This window comes from cyanobacterium endosymbiont of Epithemia clementina EcSB (assembly GCF_029919255.1).
GTDB lineage: Bacteria > Cyanobacteriota > Cyanobacteriia > Cyanobacteriales > Microcystaceae > Rippkaea.
The window spans coordinates 1,555,226-1,580,326 of record NZ_CP123991.1 but is presented as its reverse complement, the minus strand read 5'-3'; the positions used below and the strand labels follow the sequence as shown (position 1 = coordinate 1,580,326).

16 protein-coding genes, 1 tRNA gene and 1 pseudogene are annotated in these 25,101 nt (G+C 31.9%); 9 read left to right on the top strand and 9 right to left on the bottom strand.

All coding sequences use genetic code 11. The features are described 5' to 3' along the window. Window positions 1–313 precede the first annotated feature (313 nt). From P3F56_RS05125 to P3F56_RS05115, 3 genes are all read right to left on the bottom strand, one after another. A complete protein-coding gene (locus P3F56_RS05125; RefSeq protein ID WP_281151867.1) occupies window positions 314–481 on the bottom strand; it encodes a hypothetical protein in 168 nt (55 codons plus the stop codon). Window positions 482–1,342: 861 nt separating this feature from the next. Then, window positions 1,343–1,624, bottom strand: a complete 282-nt coding sequence (locus P3F56_RS05120) for a metal-sensing transcriptional repressor (RefSeq protein WP_405054782.1) — start codon at window positions 1,622–1,624, stop codon at window positions 1,343–1,345. Window positions 1,625–1,774: 150 nt separating this feature from the next. Next, complete coding sequence (locus P3F56_RS05115) at window positions 1,775–2,302, bottom strand: phosphoribosyltransferase (RefSeq protein WP_281151866.1); 528 nt, start codon at window positions 2,300–2,302, stop codon at window positions 1,775–1,777. 3,056 nt (window positions 2,303–5,358) lie between these two features. On the opposite strand from P3F56_RS05115, the gene ribH reads away from it, so the two are divergent. Continuing rightward, complete coding sequence (gene ribH, locus P3F56_RS05110; RefSeq protein WP_281151865.1) at window positions 5,359–5,952, top strand: 6,7-dimethyl-8-ribityllumazine synthase; 594 nt, start codon at window positions 5,359–5,361, stop codon at window positions 5,950–5,952. Between the two features lie 120 nt (window positions 5,953–6,072). Here the strand turns inward: ribH and rplY are convergent, their stop codons facing one another. Further along, window positions 6,073–6,381: a 50S ribosomal protein L25 gene (gene rplY / locus P3F56_RS05105; protein WP_342637127.1), complete on the bottom strand. Its 309-nt coding sequence runs from the start codon at window positions 6,379–6,381 to the stop codon at window positions 6,073–6,075. A gap of 34 nt (window positions 6,382–6,415) precedes the next feature. Further along, entirely contained in the window at window positions 6,416–7,759 is a 1,344-nt protein-coding gene (locus tag P3F56_RS05100; RefSeq protein ID WP_281151864.1) for an adenylosuccinate synthase, read from the bottom strand. An 899-nt stretch (window positions 7,760–8,658) separates the two neighbouring features. Here P3F56_RS05100 and P3F56_RS05095 point away from each other — a divergent pair. After that, the gene (locus P3F56_RS05095; protein WP_281151863.1) at window positions 8,659–8,928 is read left to right on the top strand and encodes a glutaredoxin family protein; all 270 of its coding nucleotides are present in this window, start codon (window positions 8,659–8,661) and stop codon (window positions 8,926–8,928) included. 2,606 nt (window positions 8,929–11,534) lie between these two features. Here P3F56_RS05095 and tsaD read toward each other — a convergent pair. Beyond that, entirely contained in the window at window positions 11,535–12,575 is a 1,041-nt protein-coding gene (gene tsaD, locus P3F56_RS05090) for a tRNA (adenosine(37)-N6)-threonylcarbamoyltransferase complex transferase subunit TsaD (RefSeq protein ID WP_281151862.1), read from the bottom strand. 645 nt (window positions 12,576–13,220) lie between these two features. On the opposite strand from tsaD, the pseudogene P3F56_RS05085 reads away from it, so the two are divergent. Further along, a pseudogene (locus P3F56_RS05085) lies at window positions 13,221–13,364 on the top strand (Photosystem I reaction center subunit IX). A 56-nt stretch (window positions 13,365–13,420) separates the two neighbouring features. On the opposite strand, the gene tilS reads toward P3F56_RS05085, so the two are convergent. Beyond that, window positions 13,421–14,395: a tRNA lysidine(34) synthetase TilS gene (tilS, locus tag P3F56_RS05080; protein WP_281151861.1), complete on the bottom strand. Its 975-nt coding sequence runs from the start codon at window positions 14,393–14,395 to the stop codon at window positions 13,421–13,423. 1,226 nt (window positions 14,396–15,621) lie between these two features. After that, complete coding sequence (locus P3F56_RS05075) at window positions 15,622–15,987, bottom strand: hypothetical protein (protein WP_281151860.1); 366 nt, start codon at window positions 15,985–15,987, stop codon at window positions 15,622–15,624. On the opposite strand from P3F56_RS05075, the gene P3F56_RS05070 reads away from it, so the two are divergent. From P3F56_RS05070 to P3F56_RS05045, 6 genes are all read left to right on the top strand, one after another. Next, complete coding sequence (locus P3F56_RS05070; protein ID WP_281151859.1) at window positions 15,956–17,140, top strand: NAD(P)H-quinone oxidoreductase subunit H; 1,185 nt, start codon at window positions 15,956–15,958, stop codon at window positions 17,138–17,140. The two genes, P3F56_RS05075 and P3F56_RS05070, sit on opposite strands and share 32 nt — an antisense overlap. Before the next feature lie 315 nt (window positions 17,141–17,455). Next, complete coding sequence (locus P3F56_RS05065) at window positions 17,456–18,415, top strand: PhoH family protein (protein WP_281151858.1); 960 nt, start codon at window positions 17,456–17,458, stop codon at window positions 18,413–18,415. A gap of 3,386 nt (window positions 18,416–21,801) precedes the next feature. Then, the gene (locus P3F56_RS05060; protein WP_281151857.1) at window positions 21,802–22,170 is read left to right on the top strand and encodes a ferredoxin-thioredoxin reductase catalytic domain-containing protein; all 369 of its coding nucleotides are present in this window, start codon (window positions 21,802–21,804) and stop codon (window positions 22,168–22,170) included. A gap of 8 nt (window positions 22,171–22,178) precedes the next feature. Continuing rightward, window positions 22,179–22,577 carry a DUF309 domain-containing protein gene (locus tag P3F56_RS05055; protein WP_281151856.1) on the top strand — a complete coding sequence of 133 codons (399 nt, stop codon included), beginning with the start codon at window positions 22,179–22,181 and terminating at the stop codon, window positions 22,575–22,577. Between the two features lie 494 nt (window positions 22,578–23,071). Further along, a tRNA-Ser gene (locus P3F56_RS05050) sits at window positions 23,072–23,158 on the top strand. A gap of 133 nt (window positions 23,159–23,291) precedes the next feature. Then, complete coding sequence (locus tag P3F56_RS05045; RefSeq protein WP_281153730.1) at window positions 23,292–24,602, top strand: ABC transporter substrate-binding protein; 1,311 nt, start codon at window positions 23,292–23,294, stop codon at window positions 24,600–24,602. A gap of 54 nt (window positions 24,603–24,656) precedes the next feature. Here the strand turns inward: P3F56_RS05045 and P3F56_RS05040 are convergent, their stop codons facing one another. Then, a complete protein-coding gene (locus P3F56_RS05040) occupies window positions 24,657–25,001 on the bottom strand; it encodes a 4a-hydroxytetrahydrobiopterin dehydratase (protein WP_281151855.1) in 345 nt (114 codons plus the stop codon). Between the last annotated feature and the right edge of the window lie 100 nt (window positions 25,002–25,101).

Sequence of the window (25,101 nt, the reverse complement as noted above, 5' to 3'; positions counted from 1 at the left end):
AATTAAAAATAGATCAATAATTGATGCCGATTTAATACTTAAATATCAAATAAATTGTGTTATATAGAAATATAAATTAACTTTAATTTAAGCACCTTCATTGTAATCATTACTTTCCATAAGATCAAGGGTAAAAAAATTGATTGAACAAAATGTAAGTATATCACTTATTTAAGTAATACATAAGGTTATCAACACTATTTTTTTTAAAATATCGGTATTTTATGATTGGGGTTCCTTGGAAAATCTTCTTCTGGTCGCGATAACAGTAGCAAAATTATCATCAGAGAAAACCATAATATTTGCTCTTTATTCACACTTTATTTACATCTATCTGTGTAATGCCCATAGCAATGCTGATATCTATATCTGCTTGTTTGATATGGACATTGTTTACTCCATCTTCATCTTCTGTCATAATCACTAATCTCTTGCACCTTTGCAAAGTACGGACGATACAGAGTTTACATTTAAGGTACACTTTTAATATAGACGTTGATTTGTTTTTCCTATAATTCTAGTTTGGATGGAGAAAACTTTGCTAATAGTTGTCCAATCAGGATTATATACTTTTTTTTTGTAATCGTCAGGGCCGTTCATTGATATTCTTCCGTAATAACGATCATACGAATACAAGTTTCTTTAAACTTTGCTAAAGTAAGTTTAACTTCAGGACTAGGAACATTCATAATTTCCTCTAACCTTAACTAAATCAACTCTTGTTTGGTACCTTGATAAGTTCCTGTGTCGGGAATTGAGTCGAAGGTTTGGGAATTAACTATAGCACTTATAACACTTGTTGTGCCATATTGTGCCATAAAATTATTGAGAATTGATAGCGTGTTAGAATTAATTTGGCAGCTACTTTAATCGAAATCATATAGGAGTGATTGCACATAGGAGTAATTGTGTTTAGGTTCCCAGTCTGACTAACTATTGCCTTTGCATATCATACTCATGCGTTTGCGTTCAGAAAAAAAAGTCAATTTCCCCGCTCGTAAAAGTTATTTTTCTACAGTAACTTCTTCAAAGTTAATTCTACCAAATCAAGTTGATAACATCTTTATATGTTTAGTCGTACCTATGATTCCAATCTCTCTAGACTCAACTGGTGTTATAGTCCAATTATTTAGCTAATACGCGGAATAATAAGGAATTTTTCTCATATATATTAATATAATCTGCACAAGAAAATCACTCCTACAGTTTATATCTGTTCCCACTTACTCGAAAATAACCTTGAGAAGTCTTGACAGAAAGACATGAGTGAGTAAGCTAAATTGAATTAATTCGCTATATGATTTTTGATTTTAAGAAACAATCAACTAACGTAAATATACGATTAAGGTAAAAATTTATCTATTGCTGCTTTTAATTCTTCAATTTCCTTATTGATATCACCTTCTTGTGCCGCACGTGCTAGACATTCGCTTAAGTGTTTATCCAAAATTAACCGAGATACTCGCTCAATTGTTTCTCTAACTGCCGCTAATTGGACTAAAATTTCTGGGCAGGGAAAGTTCTCTGTTAGCATCGTTTTAACCCCTCTAGTATGTCCTTCAATGCAAGAAAGGCGGTTATAGATTTTCTTTAAAGATTCGTCATTATTAACATGAGAACGTATCCATGATAGTAATTCTTATTATTGATTGGCATAATCGATGACTCTATGGTTTTTTCGTAGAGATTTTGTAAATTGCTTTTTGGACCAGTAATTTAACTGTATAACTTTCGAAGTATGGAATACATATATCAGGCTAAACACCTTACTATTTTAGTACAAATAATGATTATTGAAACTGTTAGCTACATTTTCAGGGGTTATTTGTTCATAAAATTCAAAAGGTTGATGAATCCAAGGATTATTTTCTAAATATTCCACATAATAATCAGGTTTAATTGTAGAACAACTTTTATACCAGAGGACAGCAGAGCGAATTTCAATTATCTTTTGATTATAATCATAGTTATGTAACCATTTAGTTCCTTCTTGAAGACTCATACCAGAATCAACTAAATCGTCGACTAACAGTATTCGATGTCCTAATGATTCTCCTATCATGGCTAAGTGATTAGAAATTTGAATTTTTCCTCGGAGTTCATTTTTTTTGCCTATATATGAAGCGGTATAGAGAATGGCTAGAGGTTTTTTATAAAGACGACAGAGAATATCCCCAATTCTTAACCCTCCTTTAGCTAAACAAACTATTTGGTCAAATTCCCATTGAGATTGATATATCTGAACTATTAAATTTTCAATATATTTATGATATTCTGGCCAAGAAACATATAAATCAGACATGGGCTAAGCTGTTGTAAGATAACACATAATATGTACTATTATACATAGTAATTTAATAAATTAACTTTGAGGTGTTTCTCCTATATTAAAAAGAATATTGAAGTGTTATAAACTTTTTTTTTTGCAACGCCTCAATATTCATAAATTTAAATAAATGTTTTCATAATTTTGCTCTTATACAGACGTTAATAAATAGGTAAAATAACAAGAAATTTAATTAAACCTAAACGATTTACAAGGAAACTTAGATATTTTTTTTTGAGTAAATGGAGCATCTGAGTACACGGAAAAGAGATGAACTTTCTTTAACTATTTATTGTCCAGTCATTTATCATTAGTACAAATGATAATTTAAATTAGAAAAATATTTCTAGTCTTGATTCATAAGAACTTATTAAAAATAAGAACATTAAATATAATAGAAAATATAATAGATTTTTTTAAATCAATCATATTCATTGAAAATTTACTTATTAAAATTGTAATGTATTACTACAGTAAACACGCTAATTTTGATATTCCATTCCTAAGATAATTTCGAAACAAAGTACTATCTTGTCAATTAGACATAATCTTCACTTTTTGACCTCTTTTTTTTGTCAAGCTTAACTAATATTTAAAGCTAAATGAAATTCTATAAAAAAATATTTAAAAGCATATGACTAGTATAAATTTTCAATAAAGACTTTTATCGTATAACAGCAAATTTAGTCAATAGAACAAGATTATTAAAATCAATTTTTTCCTAAAAAAATCTGCAGAACTAATTAAGTTACCTAGTAACTTAATTATAATTAATATTATATATTGATGTATATAATTGATAAAAACTCAGAAAAAATTTAAATCTTATAAAAGATAAATCAGAATATATTTTTTATTTACTATTATTTTCTTTATATAATAGACTTATATAAGTAAACTAAAATAGAATATAAGATTCTAAAACTTCCAATTAATAAATCGCAAAAAACAATAAATAGTTAATTTTAAAAAATCTAAAAATAGAATTTAAAGTAGTTTCTTTGGCTTTCAATTAACATTCGATTTTTAAGCTACTTTAAAGCTTAAAAATATAAAAAAAATTTTAACTTTTTTAGCTTTGCGAAAGCCATTAATTCTATTAATATCAAATATATAAAGAAAAAAATTGATTGTTAATAATTAAATTTTCAGAAATAGCAATTCTAATATAAATAGTATTGTTGCAATTTTTGTCTTGCGCAAAATATATTTTATGCTTGACATTTTTACTTAACTTATACCTATAGAAGCAAAGACTTAATTCAGGTTTAACAATTAAATTCCAAAGTTAGAAAAACTTACCACTACTTATTTTTAGATTCTAAATGAGATAAAAATAGTTTTTTTACTGTAAATATATACAATATTGACTTATTTTTTTATATTTAAACTTTACAAAAATAAGCAAAAATGATAAATTAACTCTAAAATAGTTTCCTTTAACAGGAAAAAATATATCTTAAAATTTCTTTTAAAAAGGTATATATTTTTTTAAAAGAAAATACATAAAATATATAAACTATCTCTTTTTTAAAAATTATTAAAACTAAGTTTTTTCATGCTTAGAACAAACATAAAATTCTAAAAAAATAAGAATTTTATAAAAAAATAAAATAAGTAAAAATTTAGATAAATGAGTTTTTATCTAAACTAAAGAGGTTACTTTTAATCTTCAAAACTTCTATAAGGAAGTCATAAATAAATTGATTTGATTGACTGAAGTATTGGCAGATATATCTCATTTCACGAGACTAGTAAATATTTAATTAAGTTTTTTAATAAAAAACCTAACCTAAAAAACTAACAAGCTTTAAATACTAGTTAGTTGAAAGATATTAAGAATAAGTAAAAATATATTTAGCTTAATATTCATTTTTTTTAAGAAAATTAGCTTAAATATTAAGAGTATTGAAATTAACTAATCAGCATCAACAGTATACCTATTATTATATAGGTTAAGTCTAAATTCATGAAAAATACTGCCTATTTTAGCCAAGGAATAAATTTGAAAAAGATAGAAAATCCTAATATTAAATTGAAGTTTATTAAAAAGAAAGTTTGTAAATTCAGACATTAAGTTAATTTTTAATCCTAAAGTTAATTAGCCTGCTATTTTACTAGTGAATTAATAATAAAAATTATAGTATCACTTCTTTTTTTATTTATTAATGTATAATATATATATTATACAAGCTTTAGTAGAATTAAAATTCGCGCTTTCTTTACTAAAAACTTAGTAATACAAGAATCGGTTTTCAATAAAATATGAATTTTAGTATAAGTATAGATAAGTTAATTTTCTAAAAAAAATATTGCATCGCTAAATATTTTCTATTTATTCATAAAATTACTGTTTATAAATTCCTTGTCCTATATTTATATAGAGCAATATTACTGATTAGATCATATTATTTACATATATTTTAACTTTTTTTTAAAAAAAATTGGTACTCTATTTTTCTGAATTAAATAAAAGTATAAAATTACTTTTATTTAACCTCTGTATATTTATACAGCTTTTTTTGATATAAAAATTACTGAAGTGTGACGTTCTTACTAATATAAGCTAATAGTTCCTTGTATCTTGAACTTGATAATTACTCAAGGATTTAAATAACTAAAATTAGGGAAGCTATGGATATTTTTGTTTTTATCAGCTTACTTATTAGTAAGCTAGCTTTAAGAAAACCTTTACGAGGTATATCATCTTCCAAATTGCTTTATCAGTTTTAATCCTCTTTTCCTTTATCATAATTTTCGGTGTCCTAGCAGCCTATACCTTTTCCCAAAACTAAAATCAGTCTACATTAACCCAAATATTTGGTCTGTTATTTGGACTATCCTGGTTATTATTGTAGGGGTTTTGAACGTCTTTTCAAATGTAATGCAAATGTCCCCATCGAAAGTAGAAGTTACAGATAGGGGCATTAACTGTCAATCATGGATAAACTAATAACTGATGTAGAGGTCAACAGCTGTTGACCTCTACTGATAAGAAATAACCCTTACACTGACCTACTCAACTAAATATCATGACAACATTCGAGGGAACTTTTACTCAAAATCTATCTACCTTACGCTTTGCCGTCGTTATTGGTCGTTTTAATGACCTAGTGACCGAAAAACTTTTATCAGGTTGTCAGGATTGTTTAAAACGGCACGGTATCAATGTTGAGCCTGACAGCAATCAAGTTGATTATATTTGGGTCCCAGGGAGTTTTGAAATCTCTTTAGTGGCTCGTCAACTAGCTATATCTCATCGTTATAATGCCATCATTTGTTTGGGGGCTGTGATTCGAGGACATACTCCTCACTTTGATTATGTAGCCGCAGAAGTTGCTAAAGGGATAGCAGCAGTGGGTTTTCAAACAGGCATTCCGGTAATTTTTGGGGTTTTAACCACCGATACTATGCAACAAGCTCTGGAAAGAGCTGGAATTAAAAGCAATTTGGGTTGGAATTATGCTCTTAATGCCTTGGAAATGGCCAGTTTGATGGGGCAAATTAACCAGCAAGTACGACCCTCAACGTACCAAGGTAATAATCCTCCTAAGTTACCAGTTTCTTCCCATAATCTCCCAATGGTTAGTGAATCTTTCTCAGAAATTTCAGAACGACCAGAATAATCTTTGAAGTTGACAAATCAACTGATGCTTTAGAAAGCTAAAAATTCCCCGTTGTCTCAGTAGATTAACGGGGATATTAATTAATATGTTTTCACTGAGGGGGATGAAAATGTCAAACCATTAGGCTGCTTCAGTATTAGCTACATGAAAGAAGCTTAAATGTAAAACCGTTCTTTTCCAAGGATGAGCTTGTACTTCCCTAATCAAAGCTTTGCCTGTCCAAGATAAATCAGATATCTTAACTTCAATGATGGTCTCATTGACAGAAACCTTTTTTAAAAGGTTAATTGCTTCCTTCGCATTAACGACTAAGGACACAGAATTTGCTCCATCATGGCCATATAAACTGCTAGGAATTAATCCTTCGCGACGCAGGGCATTAGGTTTACTGCCTTCGGGCCTTTTTTGACATTCAATACTAAGAGACATAGATAATTACTCCCTAAAACAAAATTGTTAATTGTTAATCAAATGTTGAATTAACGGGTTCTCCGTTGACATTAAGTAACGCCCGTTTCGGTCCGTGAATCGGATCTTCGACGATTATCGTTTGATCACGACTTGCTCCCAAGGAAATGATCGCAATGGGGGTTTCCATTAATTCTGCTAAGAACTTAAGATAGCTTAAAGCAGCTTGGGGAAGATCATCGAGAACACGACAATTAGTAGTCGACTGTTGCCACCCTGGCAAAGTTTCGTAAATAGGCTGACACTGAGCAAATTCTCTAGCGTTACTAGGAAGATGATTACAAGTTTTACCATCGAGCTTGTAGGCAATACAGACTTTTATCTCCTTCAATTCGTCAAGGACATCAAGTTTAGTAATAGCTAAACAATCTAAACCATTAATCCGTACTGCATAGCGGCCAATAACTCCATCAAACCAACCACAACGGCGACGACGGCCAGTAGTAGTTCCAAATTCTGCGCCGCGATCACCTAATAATTCCCCTACTTCGCCACGCAATTCTGTCGGAAACGGTCCTTCTCCCACACGAGTTGTATAAGCTTTGGCGACTCCAATTACCCGATCTATAACAGTCGGCCCCACTCCAGCTCCCACACAAGCTCCTCCTGCGATAGGGTTAGAAGAAGTTACATAAGGATAAGTGCCGTGATCTAAGTCTAGCAGGGTTCCTTGAGCCCCCTCGAACAGGATATTTTTACGTTTTTGGATAGCTTCAGCAATTTTAAGGGAACTATCCACCACATAGGGCCGTAGTTGTTCAGCATATTCTAAGTATTCCCCGATGACAGCTTCAGGATTGAGAGGGGATAGGTTATACAGTTTTTCTAAAATGACATTTTTATAGTTAATCGTCCATTCTAATTTTTCCTGCAAGCCGTTAGGGTTCATTAAATCAATGATCCTAATGCCTGTTCGTTCCGACTTATCTGCATAGGTCGGTCCTATTCCCCGTCCTGTTGTCCCTAATTTATGTTTACCCCTTCTTTTTTCAGATGCCATATCAAACAGACGATGATAGGGCATCGTGACATGAGCAGTTTGAGAGATAAAGAGGTTTTCAGTTGATACTTCTAAGGACCGAAATTGCCCTAATTCTTCGAGTAAGACTTTAGGATCAATAACTGTTCCTGAACCAATGATACACTCTGTGTTCGGGTAGAGAATCCCTGATGGAATCAGATGAAGTTTGAAAGTTTTTCCCTGAACAACAATGGTGTGGCCGGCATTAACTCCCCCCTGGGGACGTACCACCACATCGGCTGAACGGCTCAATAAATCAGTAATCTTCCCTTTTCCTTCGTCGCCCCACTGTGCGCCGATGACAATTACGTTAGCCAAGAGTTTATAAAAAAAGCTAAAGTTCACACAAACCGTCATTGTCTCTTATCAGGGAAGTTTCTGTCAAGCTAAGATTATTTAACTGGTTGGCTTTTAATCAGTTCATTAGCTCACTTACCCAAAAAAATAGTCTATTTTGACTGATAAAAATGTCTATTACAGATTATCAAGATTCAGAATTTTTGATAGTATCGTTCTTCGTAAGTTTTCTACTCTATAGATTTTGCTCGGATAAAAGTTATGAGTTTACTATTTGGAGATACAACCCTTTTGAATTAGTTGCTTAACGATAAAACCCTCATTTGTTTTCTTAGACAGAGCAAAGTATTCAGAACCTAAAACAAAGTTAAGAATAACTTTTCACCAAGAACAAATATTAAATAATATACATCTCTGATTAAGAGAAAAAGGATAGTTCGAGAAAATTTAGACACTGTAACATAAAGTAAAACCTTGAGATAGTTTCTGAAAGAAGAATCTACACATTTTCTAACTGTTTCAAATGCTAGGTAGCATTTGTTTAAGTCGAGTTTTTGTAACAGACCACCAATTATTAATTTTGTTTAAATCTAGATAGTCAGGTTATTGAGCTATTTTTTCCTTAACTTTTATTATTATTTTGCTTAAGAAAATTTAAATTATTGTTCGTCCTCAATTTTGCTATGTTCTCCTTTTTTAGTGCAAATTATGCAAATTACAATTTATTGGGTTGAACCGCCTCCGTTTTTCTCTATTTTTCTATGTCATAGTCATCTTTTTCTTATTTGGTCAAAAACGATGAATTTGAAGCTCATCTACACGCTGGCATAAATAATTTGTTTTAAGGTAATCTAATAATAGTTAATTCTCAATGAGATTTATTAAGTTATCCAGAACAATACATTCTATCTATAGATATTATGCAACTAATTCTTTATAGTAAACCTGGTTGTCATTTATGTGAAGGACTAAAAGAAAAATTAGGACAGGTTAAAACTCTAAATGTCAACGTAGAAATTAGAGATATCACAACTCGTGAGGATTGGTTCAAAGCCTATCAATATGAAGTTCCTGTTCTGTATCAAAAATGGGGAAAGACTGAAAAAATAATTCCCCGTCCTTCTCCCCGTCTTTCCGTTGCTAGATTGGAGCAATTACTACAAAAATATACATTAGAGAGTGATGCATAAAAAATATTTTTTATGCATCACTCTCTAATGTAAAAGTATGCTCTCTAGGCAATCACTCTATTAAGTAGGGTTTAGCTTAATTAAAGTAGTTAATACACTATTTTTATTTAACCTATTATGAAGGATTAAAAAAGTAGCAATAAATAATTATTCTTAACTCCTCATACCTAAATAGTTTTTAAGACTACGATAGATAAGCGATAATTCAATAATTTAGATTGATTTAAAAGCAACTAAAAATGTTTTGCTAGAAGGGTTTATTTCAGGATTATGAAGTTGGTTAATATTAGGTCTAAACAGGTTATCTGAGTCTTCAAATTAAATGTATCATTCGGGTGAATTTTACTTATTCTTCTCTTGTAGAAAGGTTAAAATAGTAGTTACAGTTATAGCCGTTGTCTGATACCCAGGGAAAACAACTGTGCGGTTAAAATTTAACTTGTTCCTTTTCTTATGTAGTTATCTCTACTTTTTCTCAAAAAAATATACTAAAACGTCCTAAAATTCTGCTTAAACTTCCTTAAAGTTAACTTTCCACCGCTAAAGTTCCCCGAATACTACAAGAGTCGATCGCAGAATTAAGAGTGATCTGGCTTTTATTATTGAGAGTTTTTATAGTGGTAATCTCTTTAGGGCTATTAACTACTAGTCAGGAGGAAACATTTCCAGCAATTGCTCAATATGACATTCTTTAGTTATAGATTTTGGTATTTGAGGTAGGAAGTTGGTAGACTTCTTACAATAATTTATGCTTGAGTATTCAAGTATTGCGTCACCATATTGCTGGTTCCCATAGATTTTGTAGCTCTCGATAGTTTTACATCAAGGAATACTCTTTGTAGTTGGTTATTTATAGAAATAGCGACATTGTCCTTAACTATATCGATGATCCAGATATTTAAAAGTGAAGATAATCCGGGTTATCGTTTTTGATCTCTATCAAATCATCTGGGGTTAAATTATATTTATTTAGGTTAGAATATTCCTTTTTTTATAAAAAACTTATTTAAGAGTAGTAATAACAGTAATCATTGTTCAGTTTTATAAAAAAAAGAATATAGATGAATAGTTATTGTCCTCTCAAACTTTGAGCTTACCTACACAAACAATAAATAATATTCCTTTAGCCAGACCGATACTATTGTTAGCTATGCTTCAGTTACGTTATTAATTAGAGCTATAAAAATAGATCTAATTAATGTTTTTAACTAGTATTTGAAGTCAATATTTGTAGTTAGTCAATTGTAATATGAGGTTGATTATTCTTAAGTTGATTGTTGTTAATGATGTTTACTTCGTTACAGATGATCACCGCCTCTTGTTTGGTTGAGAATAAACCTATGCCACGTTTGGCGTAGGTTTATTCTCAATATTTAGTTTCCAATTTAAATAAATAAAACTTAGTCAAGTTTAACAATAACATTGCCCTGGAGCTAGCAAAAACTTTAACTACTCTTAGTTTAATCAGCCCCTTCTTAAGAAGATATAATTTAGTTATCTTAATCTTTACTGGGGAAAAAATTACCTAAATTAAGACATAAATTTTCCTTTATCTAGCTATTCAGTTAGGAGCTTTCATCTACATGGAATTTTATTAAAGTTAATATCTATGATTAATTGGCTATCTCCTAGTCTAAATATAGAAATTTGTAAATTTTTTCTCCTTGAGTTAACGATAATAAAGCGGTAATTTTTTTAGAAAATTACCGCTTTATTGTCCAATTCTTTTATTAGAAAATAGAGTAATAGTCTATTAGATTAATAGACTATTACTTAGACCGCTATTTACTGCTCTTTGTTAGTAGCTTTAATTATAAGTGTGATTTGAGTTAGCACATATTGTAAAGAAAAATGACAGCTCCATACTAGACATAGAATTTATTAATTTAAATCTGGTGCTGTAAATATTAAGTATCGTCTCGATATTACCGATATATTTTATTATCTAAATCATTTCTATCAAGGAAATAAACAGCATTGTCATTTTGTTTTTCAATTGAAAGTAAAAAATAGATACCATTTCCATTTGTAAAGATATGAAATTATGATTTTTGTAATCGTTTATCATAGGTCAGAAGATCGAATTATTAAAAGATTTTATTTATTTCAGATTTTCTCCGTTGTAAAAAAATATTTCCTAATCTAGTTAGCGATAATCGTTTGGTGGAGCTTATGTCCTGAACAATAATATTATTATGCTATTTTTTCTAACTTACAAAAGATAAATTATAGAAACTAGTTTCATTAAAACTACTCGGATAAAATTCTTTTATCAGATTTGATATAGAACAAACTAAGTCTTTAAAACTAAAAAAATACCTGTAAATTTTATGACTTTAAATTTCTATAAATACTGATTAAGTTATCAATAAAATTGATTTAGTAAGTTATGAAGATATGATTGGATAGTTTATATGCTGCTAGTTTTATAAACTACCTAATTAGAAACTACTATCATCATATTGTATATAGAATTTTTTTATACAAATTTTTAGATTTAACTTTAAAGACTTATCCATAGTTCGTAGTATTTACTTAAAAGTTTTTTATTTTTTAGTGAATAAAGAAGTTTTAAACAAAATTTAATAAATGTTAACGATTGTCTATTAATAAAGTTGCATAACTTTATTAATAGACAATCGAGAAGTTACATTCAAAGTTAAAGAAGAAGTGTGTCCTCGGGAAAGATGAGCAGCTGCAGCACAACCAATCATTGCAGCATTATCAGTACATAATTTTAGAGGAGGAAAATGAATTTTCAGATTGTGTTTAACTCCTGATGCTTGTAATTGTTTTCTCAATTCACTATTAGCCGCCACACCTCCCCCAACAGCAATAGAATGAAGACCATAATCTAAAGCACAGGCAATAGTTTTTTTAGTGAGTGAGCGTGCTACAGTTGCTTGAAAACTGGCTGCTATATCAGCTACGGGTAATGGTCCATTATCTCCCTTATCTAATTTCTGAACTAACCGCAATACCGCTGTTTTCAGACCGCTAAAACTAGAATCATAAGGATGATAGCCACCTCCCGGTAAAGAAATTCGTCCTTCTGGAAAAAGAAACGCATTAGGATTACCGGTTTTAGCGAGGCGATCAATGGCTGGCCCCCCTGGATAGCCTAAATTTAATAATCGTGCGACTTTATCAAATGCTTCCCCGGCCGCATCATCATGAGTTGTGCCCAATTGTTCATAGACTCCACAATCTTGAACTCGAATTAAGCTGGTATGACCGCCTGATACCAACAAACATAAAAATGGGGGTTCCCAAGTAGATTCACTTAAATAAGTTGCGTAAATGTGGCCTTCGAGGTGATGAACGCCAACAAAAGGCTTTTGGTGTACAAGAGAGAGAGTTTTAGCCGTTGTAATTCCCACCATCAATGCCCCTACTAATCCTGGGGCGACAGTAGCGGCTACACCGTCAATTTCTTGCCAACTAATTTGAGATTGGGCTAACGCTTGTTCAATACAAAGATTGATGTTTATTAAATGTTCGCGGGAGGCTACTTCAGGAACAATACCACCATAAGTGCGATGTAGAGGAATTTGTGAGGCTACTACACTACTCAAAACATTGCGATCATTTACAATTGCAACGGCAGTTTCGTCACAACTTGTCTCAATGGCTAATACCGTCACCATTTTCTGCTGGCTTGTAGCGAAAGACTACTTTTTTTTATTTTATTCACTTGACTGACTGATCAGAGACTAAGATGTTATCGATACTTAACTTATCTTTTTATCTTATATGCAAAAAGTTAGTTTTTAAAAAAAAGGAAACATTTCTTATGAAAGAATTGCTGATTTTAATTTTAATAGCAACTTTCTAGTCCGATTCTACACCTTTGGCTTCCGCAGATATCTTAATATTGGCTGACTCCTTATGGTGAGTCAGCTGCTTACCAATAAAAATCTCATAATTTTTGTAACGCCACCGGCGATCCTATGTTAGGTAAAAACACACTAAAATGCACAAGCTCTCTATGGATCCAAATGTTATCCTCATCGTATTACTTTAAATTATGCAGGAGATTTTACTTACCACTCCTGGTATTCTTTTCCTCTATATTACTGGATAGCTTAGTTAGTTTAACCGGGCTTATTTAATTACGATTAAAGATCGAAAAAATACAAAAATCAAAGAAATCATTATTGATTTACCTTAAACATTTAATGAAATACTAAAGTATTTTGTTTAGCCTGTAGCTGCTTTTGGTGAATTTATCTCTGGAGAGTTAACTATGACAGACACTAAAATTACCGTTTCTCCTTGTTAATTAACAATTCATGGAAGGTTTGACAAAGGTTATCTCCCTGCCCCTGCTTTAATAGCAGTACTATTGACCGTTACTGCCAGTTTGTTAATTAAATTCAATCGAATTCAACCGTTTTTATCCTGACCTTTTATTTAATCCTTTTAGAGTAAAATAAAACTAGACTATTAAATTAATACTAAAACTTTATGGATTATCTTAATTAGGGTTATTTTAGACTGTTTCTTTCCTTGTAAAAATTATCCAATTTTCTTGAACTTCTGCTATCAGATTACCAGGAAGAGAAGAAATGCGGGATCGTCTAGGAGCATTAATTAGCCTTGTTAAGGCTTCTATCTGCTCAAAGTTAGGATTTTTGGGACTTATCTTTGAAAGAAATCGACGCATAACTCGTCGTTGTAATGGAAGAGGGACTGACTGCAAAACTAGACGATTTAATTGATTTTTATCTTCATTAAGTGCCTTTTCTAAGCTAATTTGAGCACAACTCTCTAAATATTCAGTTTCCTCCTTTATTATTTCAGCGGTTCTAGCTAAAGTTGTTTCAATTTGAGGATTAAAATTTATTTTTAAATAAGGGATTAATTCTTTTCGGATACGATTGCGGGCATAGTTCAAATCTTCGTTTGCTAGATCTTCCCAGATCGGAAGCTTATACGTTTGACAAAACTCCCGAATTTCTGAACGATTTATAGTTAATAAAGGACGAACTAAAGTAATATTATCTGTCAGGAGACGTTGCCAGGTTAAAGCACTTAGTCCGTCGTTTCCTGCACCACGAACGAGATTATAAAGTAAGGTTTCAGCGCGATCACTTTGGGTGTGTCCAGTAACAATTATAGGAAAGTTGTTCTCTTGGGCAATTTCTGTTAATGCTTTATATCGCCAATTTCTAGCCGCTGCTTCAGTTTCTTTGAGTTGGGAAGCAGTTTTTAAATAAAAAGGAATTCCCCATTTTTTAGACAATTGTTGTACAAAATCTGCTATTCCAATGTCAGATTTCCACCTATGATCACAATGGGCAATCGCAATCTTCCAAGTCCATTTTGATTGTAAGTCAAGTAAAAGCTTGAGTAAACATAACGAATCTTGACCCCCTGAAACTGCAATTAAAATATATTTTCTTGGCGGTAATAGATTGCGTTCTCGTAATGTGGTATGTAAGCGAGCATGAAGAAGAGTCCACATATCTTTCAGAAAAGTAAAAAGGAACAGGTAAAAGAAAAAAGAAATATCAAGAGAAATTTTAAGTAATAAAAAAAATAAAAATACACTATAGACAGGCCAGACATGCCTTAAGTCTAGGAATTATTAATCATAAATAACATATACTTCTCCCCTTATTTTGTCATGATGATAGTCTATATTAAAGCTCAACAAAAAGAGCTTTAATTCCACTCAAAAAATGAACTTAAGAAAATTGCTGAATTAACTTACCAATACTTTAAATTATTTTTGGTCTCAGTGTACATGAACTATATTCTCAATGTAATTTTTTTACACTATCAATGATTAACAGATTATATAGAGCTTTAGTATTGAGTAAGTTCATAAAAGTTAAAAGTACCGTCGAAGAAGTAAAGTGGTTTGAAGTCCTCTGATAACACAAAATCCCAGATATACTTTCTGAATTAGATTGTAACAATATCACTATCTCAGCAGCTTTCATCTGTAATTTCCTCATTGCCTTGATTAGCTTTACCGATGATAAACGTCAATAGTTTAAATACACTGTGGATTTAAACAAAACCCCTCATGATACTTTACTATGTTCTCATATCATCTCAGAAGAATAGATCATGGTTGTTCATGATGTAATTTTGTGATAAATGCTTTTAGTATAATCTCCTTATTACTTGTGAAGTTTGTATTCACTTTTATACTAACTTATTTATATTATAGATTCCGATAGACAGCCTCTATAAACACCTTGTGTCATTAGTCGTTAATCAATAGATTATTCCATCCCATTAGCCTTTAAGAACCGTTATCAGATTATTAAAATGATTATTTATTGTGCTTTGGCTATGTTGATAGCTACCTTTTTTGTTACTAATTTAAGGGATATATTTTTACTGAAATTTCTAGAAGAGTTAATGTCTGACTTCATGACACCATTACTTTAGGGTATCTTTTTAACTGTACCAATTGCAAACAAATTGATACGGTTAAAGCTCAGAGTTGCACTTGGGAATGCAGATGGAGCCAGGGTTTGTATAGCTCATGTAGATTTAAAATCGGACAATTTAATCTTTAACAACTGTAAAGTCAGTATCAAAGAACTAAAGAAAGCTTTTTAAAATTTATCTAGAGTAGCTCTTGATATTGAGAGATTTATTTTCTACTGTCATAGATGAAATATTATCGAAGGTTAGAAGTGCAATCATCATTCAAAATCTTTAGACCCGACTTGATTAAACTACGTGAGAATGAAGAAGAGATTTGATATTCTTCTCGTTTAAATCTTTCTTTTCCACCATTGCCAGTATTAATATACCTTTAGCCTTAGATCGAGTAAATGCTATTTTAATGGTGGCTCTAACATATGCTTTAAGAAAGTTACCTTTAGCACTCACTTTTTGTGTAGGCGATAGAATCCCATAATTTTGGTCATTTTTATAGTATGGGGAATGAATAAGGATCGATCCTGAACTTTTTGTGTCAACATCAGCGATCACCCATTCATCAGATTTATGCGCGATGGCGGTGTCATAATAATACAATTGGAGGAAAAAGACCAACAGCCCTATGTCAAAAATAGAAACTAGAACCGAACCCATGGTACTTAACATGGGTCCCCACCATCCCTCAATGCACGGGGTATTACGTTTGATCGTAACCCTAGATGGAGAAGATGTGGTAGACTGTGAACCCGTTATCGGTTATCTCCATCGAGGAATGGAAAAAATAGCTGAAAACCGTACCAATATCATGTATGTTCCCTACGTCAGTCGGTGGGACTACGCTGCAGGTATGTTCAATGAGGCAATTACCGTTAATGCCCCTGAAAAACTAGCGAATATTGAAGTTCCCAAGCGCGCCCAATATATCCGCGTCATCATGTTAGAACTCAACCGTATTGCTAATCATTTATTGTGGTTAGGTCCATTTTTAGCAGATGTTGGCGCACAAACTCCATTTTTCTACATTTTCCGTGAACGGGAGATGATCTACGATCTTTGGGAAGCAGCATCAGGAATGCGGTTAATCAACAACAATTACTTCCGGATTGGGGGGGTTGCCGTTGACTTGCCGTATGGTTGGATTGACAAATGTGAAGATTTCTGTGACTTTTTTGACCCTAAAATTGATGAATATGAAAAATTAATCACTGACAACCCCATTTTCCGTCGCCGTGTCGAAGGAATCGGTACTATTACCCGCGACGAAGCTATTAATTGGGGTCTATCAGGTCCTATGTTAAGAGGATCTGGGGTTAAATGGGACCTACGTAAAGTTGACCATTACGAATGCTATGACGACTTTGACTGGGACATTCAATGGGAAACTGCAGGGGACTGTTTTGCCCGTTATTTAGTCCGTATCCGGGAAATGCGTGAGTCTGTCAAAATTATTTATCAAGCGCTAAAAGGCATACCAGGAGGTCCTTATGAAAACCTCGAAGCAAAGCGGATGATGGAAGGCAAAGAGTCCCAATGGAATGATTTCGACTATCAATATATCGCCAAAAAAGTTGCCCCCACTTTTAAAATTCCTGAAGGAGAACATTATGTCCGCTTAGAAAGCGGTAAGGGGGAAGTTGGCATCTTTATTGTGGGTAATAATGATGTTTTCCCTTGGCGTTGGAAAATTCGTGCAGCCGACTTTAATAACCTGCAAATTCTCCCCCATCTTCTAAAAGGGATGAAAGTAGCTGATGTTATGGCAATTTTGGGCAGTATCGATATTATTATGGGCTCGGTAGACCGTTAATGGTTTTTTAGTGATAATTAATTTTTGGAGGAGGTTAATCTCCTCTCTTTTTTTATTTAAGTTATTTATTGGAGTTTAGAGACTGTGCCTAAACTAAATATATGAGTAGGCTTTGTTAAGCACATTATAGTTTTTGAGCAATTTCTCTTTTTTATTTTTCTGCTGTAACGTCCCAAAATATTTTTTGAGGCGTTACAGTTTAATACACGCCCTAAAATTCTCTTAAGATTTACTTAATCAACAGTCTCTTAGATTCTATGTTTAGATTAGTAAAAAAATTGTACTTTACATCTTAACTATAATATTTAGTGTTTTATGACTGAAACCTCCCAAACTTTTCAACTACCAACACATGAAAGTGCTATTGCTTTAGCGGGAATTGGAGAAGAAAACCTTAAATTTTTGTCCAGTTATACTGGAGCTAATTTAGTTTTAAGGGGTCAAGAGTTACAGATTTATGGAAAAGAAAAATCTGTTAAATGGGCAATACAGGTGGTGAGATTACTCCAACCATATTGGCAGGAAACAAAATCAATTTCTCGTCCTGATTTAATGACAGCCTTTCAAGCAATAGATACAGGACAAACTGAGGAATATAAAAACTTACAACAATCAGTTTTAGCCAAAACTAGACGGGGAGAAATTATTCGTGCAAAAACATTTCGTCAACGAGAATATATTAAGACAATTCAAACCCATGATATTACCTTTTGTATTGGACCAGCCGGAACTGGAAAGACTTTTTTGGCAGCTGTTTTAGCTGTGCAAGCATTATTAAATAATCAATGTGAACGTTTAATTCTAACCCGTCCTGCAGTGGAAGCAGGAGAGAAATTAGGGTTTTTGCCAGGAGATTTACAACAAAAAGTCAACCCTTTTTTACGGCCTCTTTATGATGCATTAAATGAATTTATTGACCCTCAACGAATTCCTGATTTAATTGAACGAGGAGAAATAGAAGTTGCGCCTTTAGCTTATATGCGAGGACGAACTTTAAATAATGCTTTTGTGATTCTTGATGAAGCTCAAAATACTACTCCTGCTCAATTAAAAATGGTCTTGACACGCTTAGGTTTAGGTTCAAAAATGGTGGTAACTGGAGATATAACTCAAACCGATTTACCTCGTCATCAGGATTCAGGATTAGTGATAGCAAAAAAGATTTTAAAGTCAGTAGAGGGTATTGCTTTTTGTCAATTTTTTCAGGTAGATGTGGTTCGGCATCCATTAGTACAAAAAATTGTAGAAGCTTATGAAAAGTTTGAAGTTAATTAAGCCGTATTATTCAATATCGTTTTTCTCACCTTAACTGCGGAAGCAGACCTTGTGGAGATCAATAGCCATTGAACCTCACAAAAAAGGGTAGCTTTTTTAGAAAATTAACACAAGAATTTTTCTTTTATTTTTTTAAAAAAATAATTAAACAGCCCAGTCTTAGCTTATTTAAACCTCCTGGATTCTATAGGAATTTAGAAAAAAAAAGAAGCAGCAGCTCTATGCTAGAAGCAGCATTTATTGAGGTCTGGTACTATGGAAATAAAATTTCATCTTGGTTCTATCAAAGTATTTTGTGATCTAGATGACTACTATCAAAGATAAAAATAGCATTGTCACTCTGTTCTTACACTGACAGTATTTATTGTAGAAACAAAGATACTGTTTTCGTTCGAAAAGAAACACAATTGTGACCATCGTAATTGCTTGTCATGGGTAAGTATATCAAACCCTCAAAAAAAGATTTCACTTTATTAAAGTGAATATTCTGGACAAAGATCTCATTGTACTGTTTTTTATAGACTCACAAAAAAGAAATTATAGAAACTAGTTTTATCAATTTTATCCCAATAAAAATCTTTAATCAGTCTATCAGTAAAGCATACTGAGTTTTTAAAAACTTAGTTGGGTGGGATGAAAGTTTCATGGAATGTTATTTTAACTTTAAACAATTTTTAGTATTTAATAACTGCAGTGAGTTATTAACTTTTAAGTTAACTCTAAATAAGACAGACAATCTTAAATATGTTTCTGAGTTAATGCAAGACTGAATCAGTATTTTTTTGACAAGTAAAGAATATATTACTTATTTTTTAAACAAGCTCTATCAACAAAAACTAAAAAAATAGTAGATCGAATTATATTTAATTAATATTTTCTGTGTAAAAAATCAATAAAAAAGATAAAAATATTTCTTAAATTAAATAGTTTTAAAATTTTTTTTGAAACTATTAATTATTAATGCTTATTCTTTATCCGTTATTACTATGAATAATATAACTATCTAGCATAATTTCTTCTATTTTATAAAATATTTTAGAATACTAATTAACTTAGAACTTATTGATTTAAGGATTATCTACCAATGTCTATAATCTTTCTGCTAGCTTTAATTCTGAAGAGTAATCTAGCAAACACTTTCTAGTAATTTTTGAAATAAATTTTCTCTGTTTGCTATGATACTATCCCTAATAATTTTCTATCAAGAAAGCCTTTTTTAAGATAGTCCTATTTTTTTGATAAAATGTTCGTCAATTAAATTTAGCTATTTTGTATTTACTCTTAGAATTTAATTCAATAAAGTTTTCCTTATTAGTGGGTTAACAAATCTCTCGATATATAAATATTCATATACCTGGCTTACTATAGTAATTAGTGTTTCTTAAACAAGGCTCCAATTTTTTTCTGATCTGATTAGCTTTAATTTCAGTATTTTTTTAAAAAAATACTGAAATTATTTATATGGGTTTAAATAACTATTTTTTTTATTTTAAATTTATTTATCCAACAATTTCTTAAAAATTTTATTATAATAATAAAATTTTACTTATATAGCATAAATACTACTTTTTTATCATTTATGCTTTAGATACTGTTAAAAGTAAATATTCTTTTATTTCATAAATTTATCCTATGAATTTAGTATTATCTCGATAATATCAAAATTTTGTAAGTAGTCTTAAATTTCTTTGAATTAGCAATACTACTAATCTGTAACAAGAGAATAAAGAATTTATTTTTAATGTTTATTGATTCGTTTTGTTAATCTAACAATTTTAGTTAACTTAGTAATATTTATGAGTACAATTTACAACACAAAAAGGTAGACTATAGCTTTTTTTAAAAAATCAATGTTTTAAATATAATATGTTGTACTATACTGACTTAATCAAGACACAGATTGCCGGTAATTTAAGCTAAAAAATTAAGTTTAGTATATTTTTATATTAAATCTTATGCGTTTTATTCAAAAAAACATAAAATATTTATTGCTTATTCCTATAATTAGTAATAGCTACATTATGGTTGATCGCCTTTTCTTTGTATTAATAAGTTCCCCTAATCTCGAAAAGTAGAAGAGAATGCAGGCGTATGTGCTTGTAAAACACATACTAAGTTTTTGGTAATTTAAAAATTAGTTAGCATAAAAAATATCCTAGAAATAGATAAATAATGAAATAAACTTTAGCTACTTTACTATTATTATTTTTTAGTCTTATTCAACTATCTAATTTATCATGTAAAGTTAATATTTTAAGAGAGAAAATGGAGAATAAAGATAAAATTAAATAAGTTTAGTTAATGAGGAACTAAACTCTATGCTATGCTTAAAGATATGAATACTTTGTTTTATAGTTCGTCCTTAGAAAAAATTTTAGTGAGGAGATAGCACTTGTCGATAGTATCTACACTTTTTAGTTAAATTATTAAGTTTTTAGAATCATTAACATCTAATATATTTAGGTATTATTTTATAGAGTAAAAATTATTTATAATTAGTTTTTTTATTTATCTTAAATCCTATAGGATTAGTATTATTACTCTGTAACTTACAAGATAATTTTTACTTGTTTTTAACGCTTTTGTTGATATTGATGCTTGTCTAAAATGTTTACAAGTATCAAATTTATACCCATAAATAAAAAATAATGGGTATAAATTAAACCTAATTTAATACATATAGCTTTTCTCTTTGCTGATAATTCTAATTTTTCTTTCTAGTCATTAACTTAAGACTTAAGCATGGCATTTACTCTTGAAGTTTTTAGAAAAGTGAGAACAAACAATTGACTAGTTCAAAGCAAGCGTATGTAAGTATTAGAAATAAACATCACTTAACTAAAGATATTACTTTGTGTCTGCTCAAAACCTTAAAATGGCATATATTAATAGTCCTTTACCCATCTTTTGAACGAGTTTTATGGCATAAATCTAAATAATAATTCCAATACCACCCACAGTTCCAAGATTTAGCTAGGATTGTTGCAGGCGATATTGGACGGTAGCCTAAACCTGTGTATGTAGCTCATACATTTAGATCAATCTAGTGAGGGTTTAACACAAAATTATAATGTTGTATCAAAAGTGTTTTCTTGGCTCTTATCCTTCAATTTCTGTCGCCCAATCGGAGATTTTCAGCCAAAAGTAGTTAAGATCGACCAAAATATTAGACGTTTAATTGAGAGAATCCGCAAAAGTGAACAAAAAAACAAGAATTTTACCTCAGTTATATTCAGTTATAGTAGAATAAGCTATAACCAAGCTAAAAACGGTTTCGATCAATTGAGGTTTCTCATTCAAACGTCGGAAAAATGTTTATTATCTGATGACTGTGTGAAAGTGTTAAGTTGAATGAGAAACCTCAATATAATTTTTGTACAAACTCCATGACTTCAGCCAATACTGACTCGAAATATAATGATAAAACTCTAGAGGCAATGAAAAACTTTGCTGAACAATATGCGAAACAGACTGACACTTATTTTTGTAGTGAACCATCAGTAACAGCGGTGGTTATTGAAGGACTGGCAAGACATAAACAAGAATTAGGTGCTCCTTTGTGCCCTTGTCGTCATTACGAAGATAAAGAGGCTGAAGTGAAAAATACTTTTTGGAACTGTCCATGTGTTCCCATGCGTGAACGTAAGGAGTGCCATTGTATGCTGTTTATCACTCCAGATAACGACTTTGCAGGAGATCAACAACAGATTAATTTTGAATATATCAAAGAAGTTCGTGACAACATCGATTCTTAAACGAAACCATGTCAAAAAAGCAATTTTGGCGAGGAATTGAGCAATTCAACTATCGTGAATTCTATAGTTGTCATAATACTTTAGAAGCTCTATGGATGGATGCTGTAGAGCTGGATAGACAATTTTATCAAGGTATTTTACAAATTGCTGTTGGTTGCTACCATTTGGAAAACCATAATTGGCGTGGAGCAGTAATTTTGTTAGGGGAAGGCATTAGACGGCTTAGTTCTTATCAACCTGACTATCGAGAAATTGATGTATCCAGCCTAGTAAGAGAAAGCCAAAAATTATTACACTATCTCCAACAAACTGATTCTGAGAAAATTGCTGTGGTGGCTAAACAATTCAAAGATGTTTTAGAGAATGACACTCAACGTTTTCCCTATATCCTTACGGTTAATCATTAACCAAAGTCTCTGTAATGAAGTGCTAGCTAAAAATAAAGAATAGAAAACTTATAGAACAGAGAATATTTTTATGACAAAAGGCATTCAAAAGACTATTTTAAGAAGGAATAAGCCACTAATTGTAAACTAAGCTCTATGCTTAGTGTTTTCGCTTAATTCTAATGTTAGGGTTGTCATCATTTATTCGAGGTATTTAACGATTTATTTCAGAATGACCAAGAATTAGGTTTCTTTACATTGATTAATCTCAGTCAAAAAAGGAGAGGACCAGTTAGTTGAAAGCCCAGAGATAAATGAGCAATTTTGGGTTATTCCAATAAGTATTATGATAGCTATTGCTTTATTTGTTTCAGACGACTCACATTTGACATAACCTATACAATGTGTAACTCTTGGAAGCTTAAAAAATCCTCAAGTTAAAGAGCAAAGAAAATCGAGAGCCAAAAATATAGTTTTGGTTACACGAAATATGCTACCATAAGCTGACGTACTCTGGAGAGGTGGCTGAGCGGTTGAAAGCGGCTCCCTGCTAAGGAGTTATGGGGTAACACCCATCGAGGGTTCGAATCCCTCCCTCTCCGTTCTTAAACTTGTGTAACTTAGACCGTAAAAGCGCAGCAACCTATTGTTTAGCTTCTACAATCTTGTTCAAGATTCATCTACTTTTTGAAGTAAAACCCTCAAAAAACACTTTACATGAGAGTTAACTAAATGATGATCAGTTCTTTAAGAAAAAATTTTTTGAAATTTCCCATTACCTTAGCTCTAGCCCTTATGTTGAGCAGTAGCTTATTGGTTGGTTGTGGTAAGGAACAAAAACAAACGATTAACTCCTCTTTCTCTGATGGACTAAAATTAGGAGCTTTATTACCTGTAACTGGTGATTTATCTTCAATTGGTCAGAATATGCCCGAAGCTGTCAAATTAGCCATCGATGAAATTAACGCTTGCGGTGGGGTTAATGACGAACCTGTAACTCTCATTACCGAAGACACTCAAACTGATCCCACCGCCGGCGTATCAGCAATGACAAAATTAGCAGAAGTTAATAAAGTTGCGGGAGTAGTTGGAGCATTTACCAGTAGTGTATCAAGTGCAGCTGTTACAATTGCGGTTAAAAATAATGTGATGTTAGTCTCCCCAGGTAGCACCAGTCCCGTTTTTACTGAACAGGCAAAAAATGGTGATTTTCAGGGTTACTGGGCTAGAACTGCTCCTTCTGATACCTATCAGGCTCGGGCTTTAGCAGCCTTAGCCAATAAAAAGGGCTTCAACACTATTGGAACGGTAGTGATCAATAATGACTACGGAGTTGGGTTTGAACAAGAATTTATCTCTGCGTTTAAAAGGCAGGGAGGAAAAATGACAGGTAAACGCAGGCCTATTCGTTACGATCCTAAATCGGCTGTTCTCGACAGTGAAGCAGCAGCAGCCTTTGCAAATCAACCTGACGCTGTGGCAACGGCTCTTTATCCTGAAACAGGAAGTGTTTTATTGCAAGCGGCTTACAAACAAGGGCTAACCGAAGGAGTAATTGTACTATTAACTGACGGGGTTTATTCAGAAGACTTTATCAAGCAAGTTGGTCAAACAACTAATGGAATATCCATTTTAGCGGGGGCTTTAGGAACAGTTCCCGGAGCTGATGGTGAAGCTTTAGAAGCTTTTACAACTAAGTGGAAAGACAAAACAGGGAATAAACTTACTGCTTTTATACCCCATAGTTGGGATGCTACTATTCTCCTAATGTTGGCAGCGGAAGCGGCAGATGCTAATACAGGAGAAGGAATTCAAAGTAAAATTCGCGAGGTGGCTAATGCCCCTGGAATAGAAGTTACGGATCCTTGCGAAGCAATGGAGTTAATTCGCAGTGGAAAAGACATTAATTATCAAGGAGCTAGTGGTAACGTTGATATCGACGGAAATGGGGACGTAGTCGGAATATATAATGTCTGGACAGTCAGGGAAGATGGAACTACCGAAATAATTGATAAAATTAGTCCCACCGATGCAACTGAAGACTAAAAAGATGTTACCTATGCTAATTTTATGTTATTTTTTCTTATAAAATAGGTAGTTTCAAAGTATTTCTCTAATTTTATCGGTTTTAGCAGCCATGATATAATCATTCTTATGGAGTCCAGCAATGGCATGGGTCCACCAAGATACAGTAACTTTTCCCCACTCTGTTAGTAAAGTTGGATGATGCCCTTCTGATTCAGCGAGATCTCCGACGGCCTTAGTAAAAGTGATTGCTTCTCGGAAATCTGGAAATTCATACAATTTTTTTAGTTGTAACTGTCCTTCTTTTTCAACAATATGCCAATCAGGAATCTGGGTTTTTAGTTTTTTAACTTCTTCTGGAACAACAGAAGGAGTATCAGCACTGACAGCTTCAAGTTCTTGTTTTGCAAGATCACTCATGATGGACTACTCCAATTTTTCGTTGTCAACATTATAACCAAATTGACTGATTTTTAAGAGTTAAAAGCGAAAAAAAAAGGATTTTTGTATAATACCTATA

Coding starts and splice junctions, on each gene's coding strand:
- P3F56_RS05115 (WP_281151866.1), bottom strand. CDS start 2,302: ATGTCTGATTTATATGTTTCTTGGCCAGAATATCATAAATATATTGAA.
- ribH (WP_281151865.1), top strand. CDS start 5,359: ATGACAACATTCGAGGGAACTTTTACTCAAAATCTATCTACCTTACGC.
- rplY (WP_342637127.1), bottom strand. CDS start 6,381: ATGTCTCTTAGTATTGAATGTCAAAAAAGGCCCGAAGGCAGTAAACCT.
- P3F56_RS05095 (WP_281151863.1), top strand. CDS start 8,659: ATGCAACTAATTCTTTATAGTAAACCTGGTTGTCATTTATGTGAAGGA.
- tsaD (WP_281151862.1), bottom strand. CDS start 12,575: ATGGTGACGGTATTAGCCATTGAGACAAGTTGTGACGAAACTGCCGTT.
- tilS (WP_281151861.1), bottom strand. CDS start 14,395: ATGTGGACTCTTCTTCATGCTCGCTTACATACCACATTACGAGAACGC.
- P3F56_RS05070 (WP_281151859.1), top strand. CDS start 15,956: ATGTCAAAAATAGAAACTAGAACCGAACCCATGGTACTTAACATGGGT.
- P3F56_RS05075 (WP_281151860.1), bottom strand. CDS start 15,987: ATGGGTTCGGTTCTAGTTTCTATTTTTGACATAGGGCTGTTGGTCTTT.
- P3F56_RS05065 (WP_281151858.1), top strand. CDS start 17,456: ATGACTGAAACCTCCCAAACTTTTCAACTACCAACACATGAAAGTGCT.
- P3F56_RS05060 (WP_281151857.1), top strand. CDS start 21,802: ATGACTTCAGCCAATACTGACTCGAAATATAATGATAAAACTCTAGAG.
- P3F56_RS05055 (WP_281151856.1), top strand. CDS start 22,179: ATGTCAAAAAAGCAATTTTGGCGAGGAATTGAGCAATTCAACTATCGT.
- P3F56_RS05045 (WP_281153730.1), top strand. CDS start 23,292: ATGATCAGTTCTTTAAGAAAAAATTTTTTGAAATTTCCCATTACCTTA.
- P3F56_RS05040 (WP_281151855.1), bottom strand. CDS start 25,001: ATGAGTGATCTTGCAAAACAAGAACTTGAAGCTGTCAGTGCTGATACT.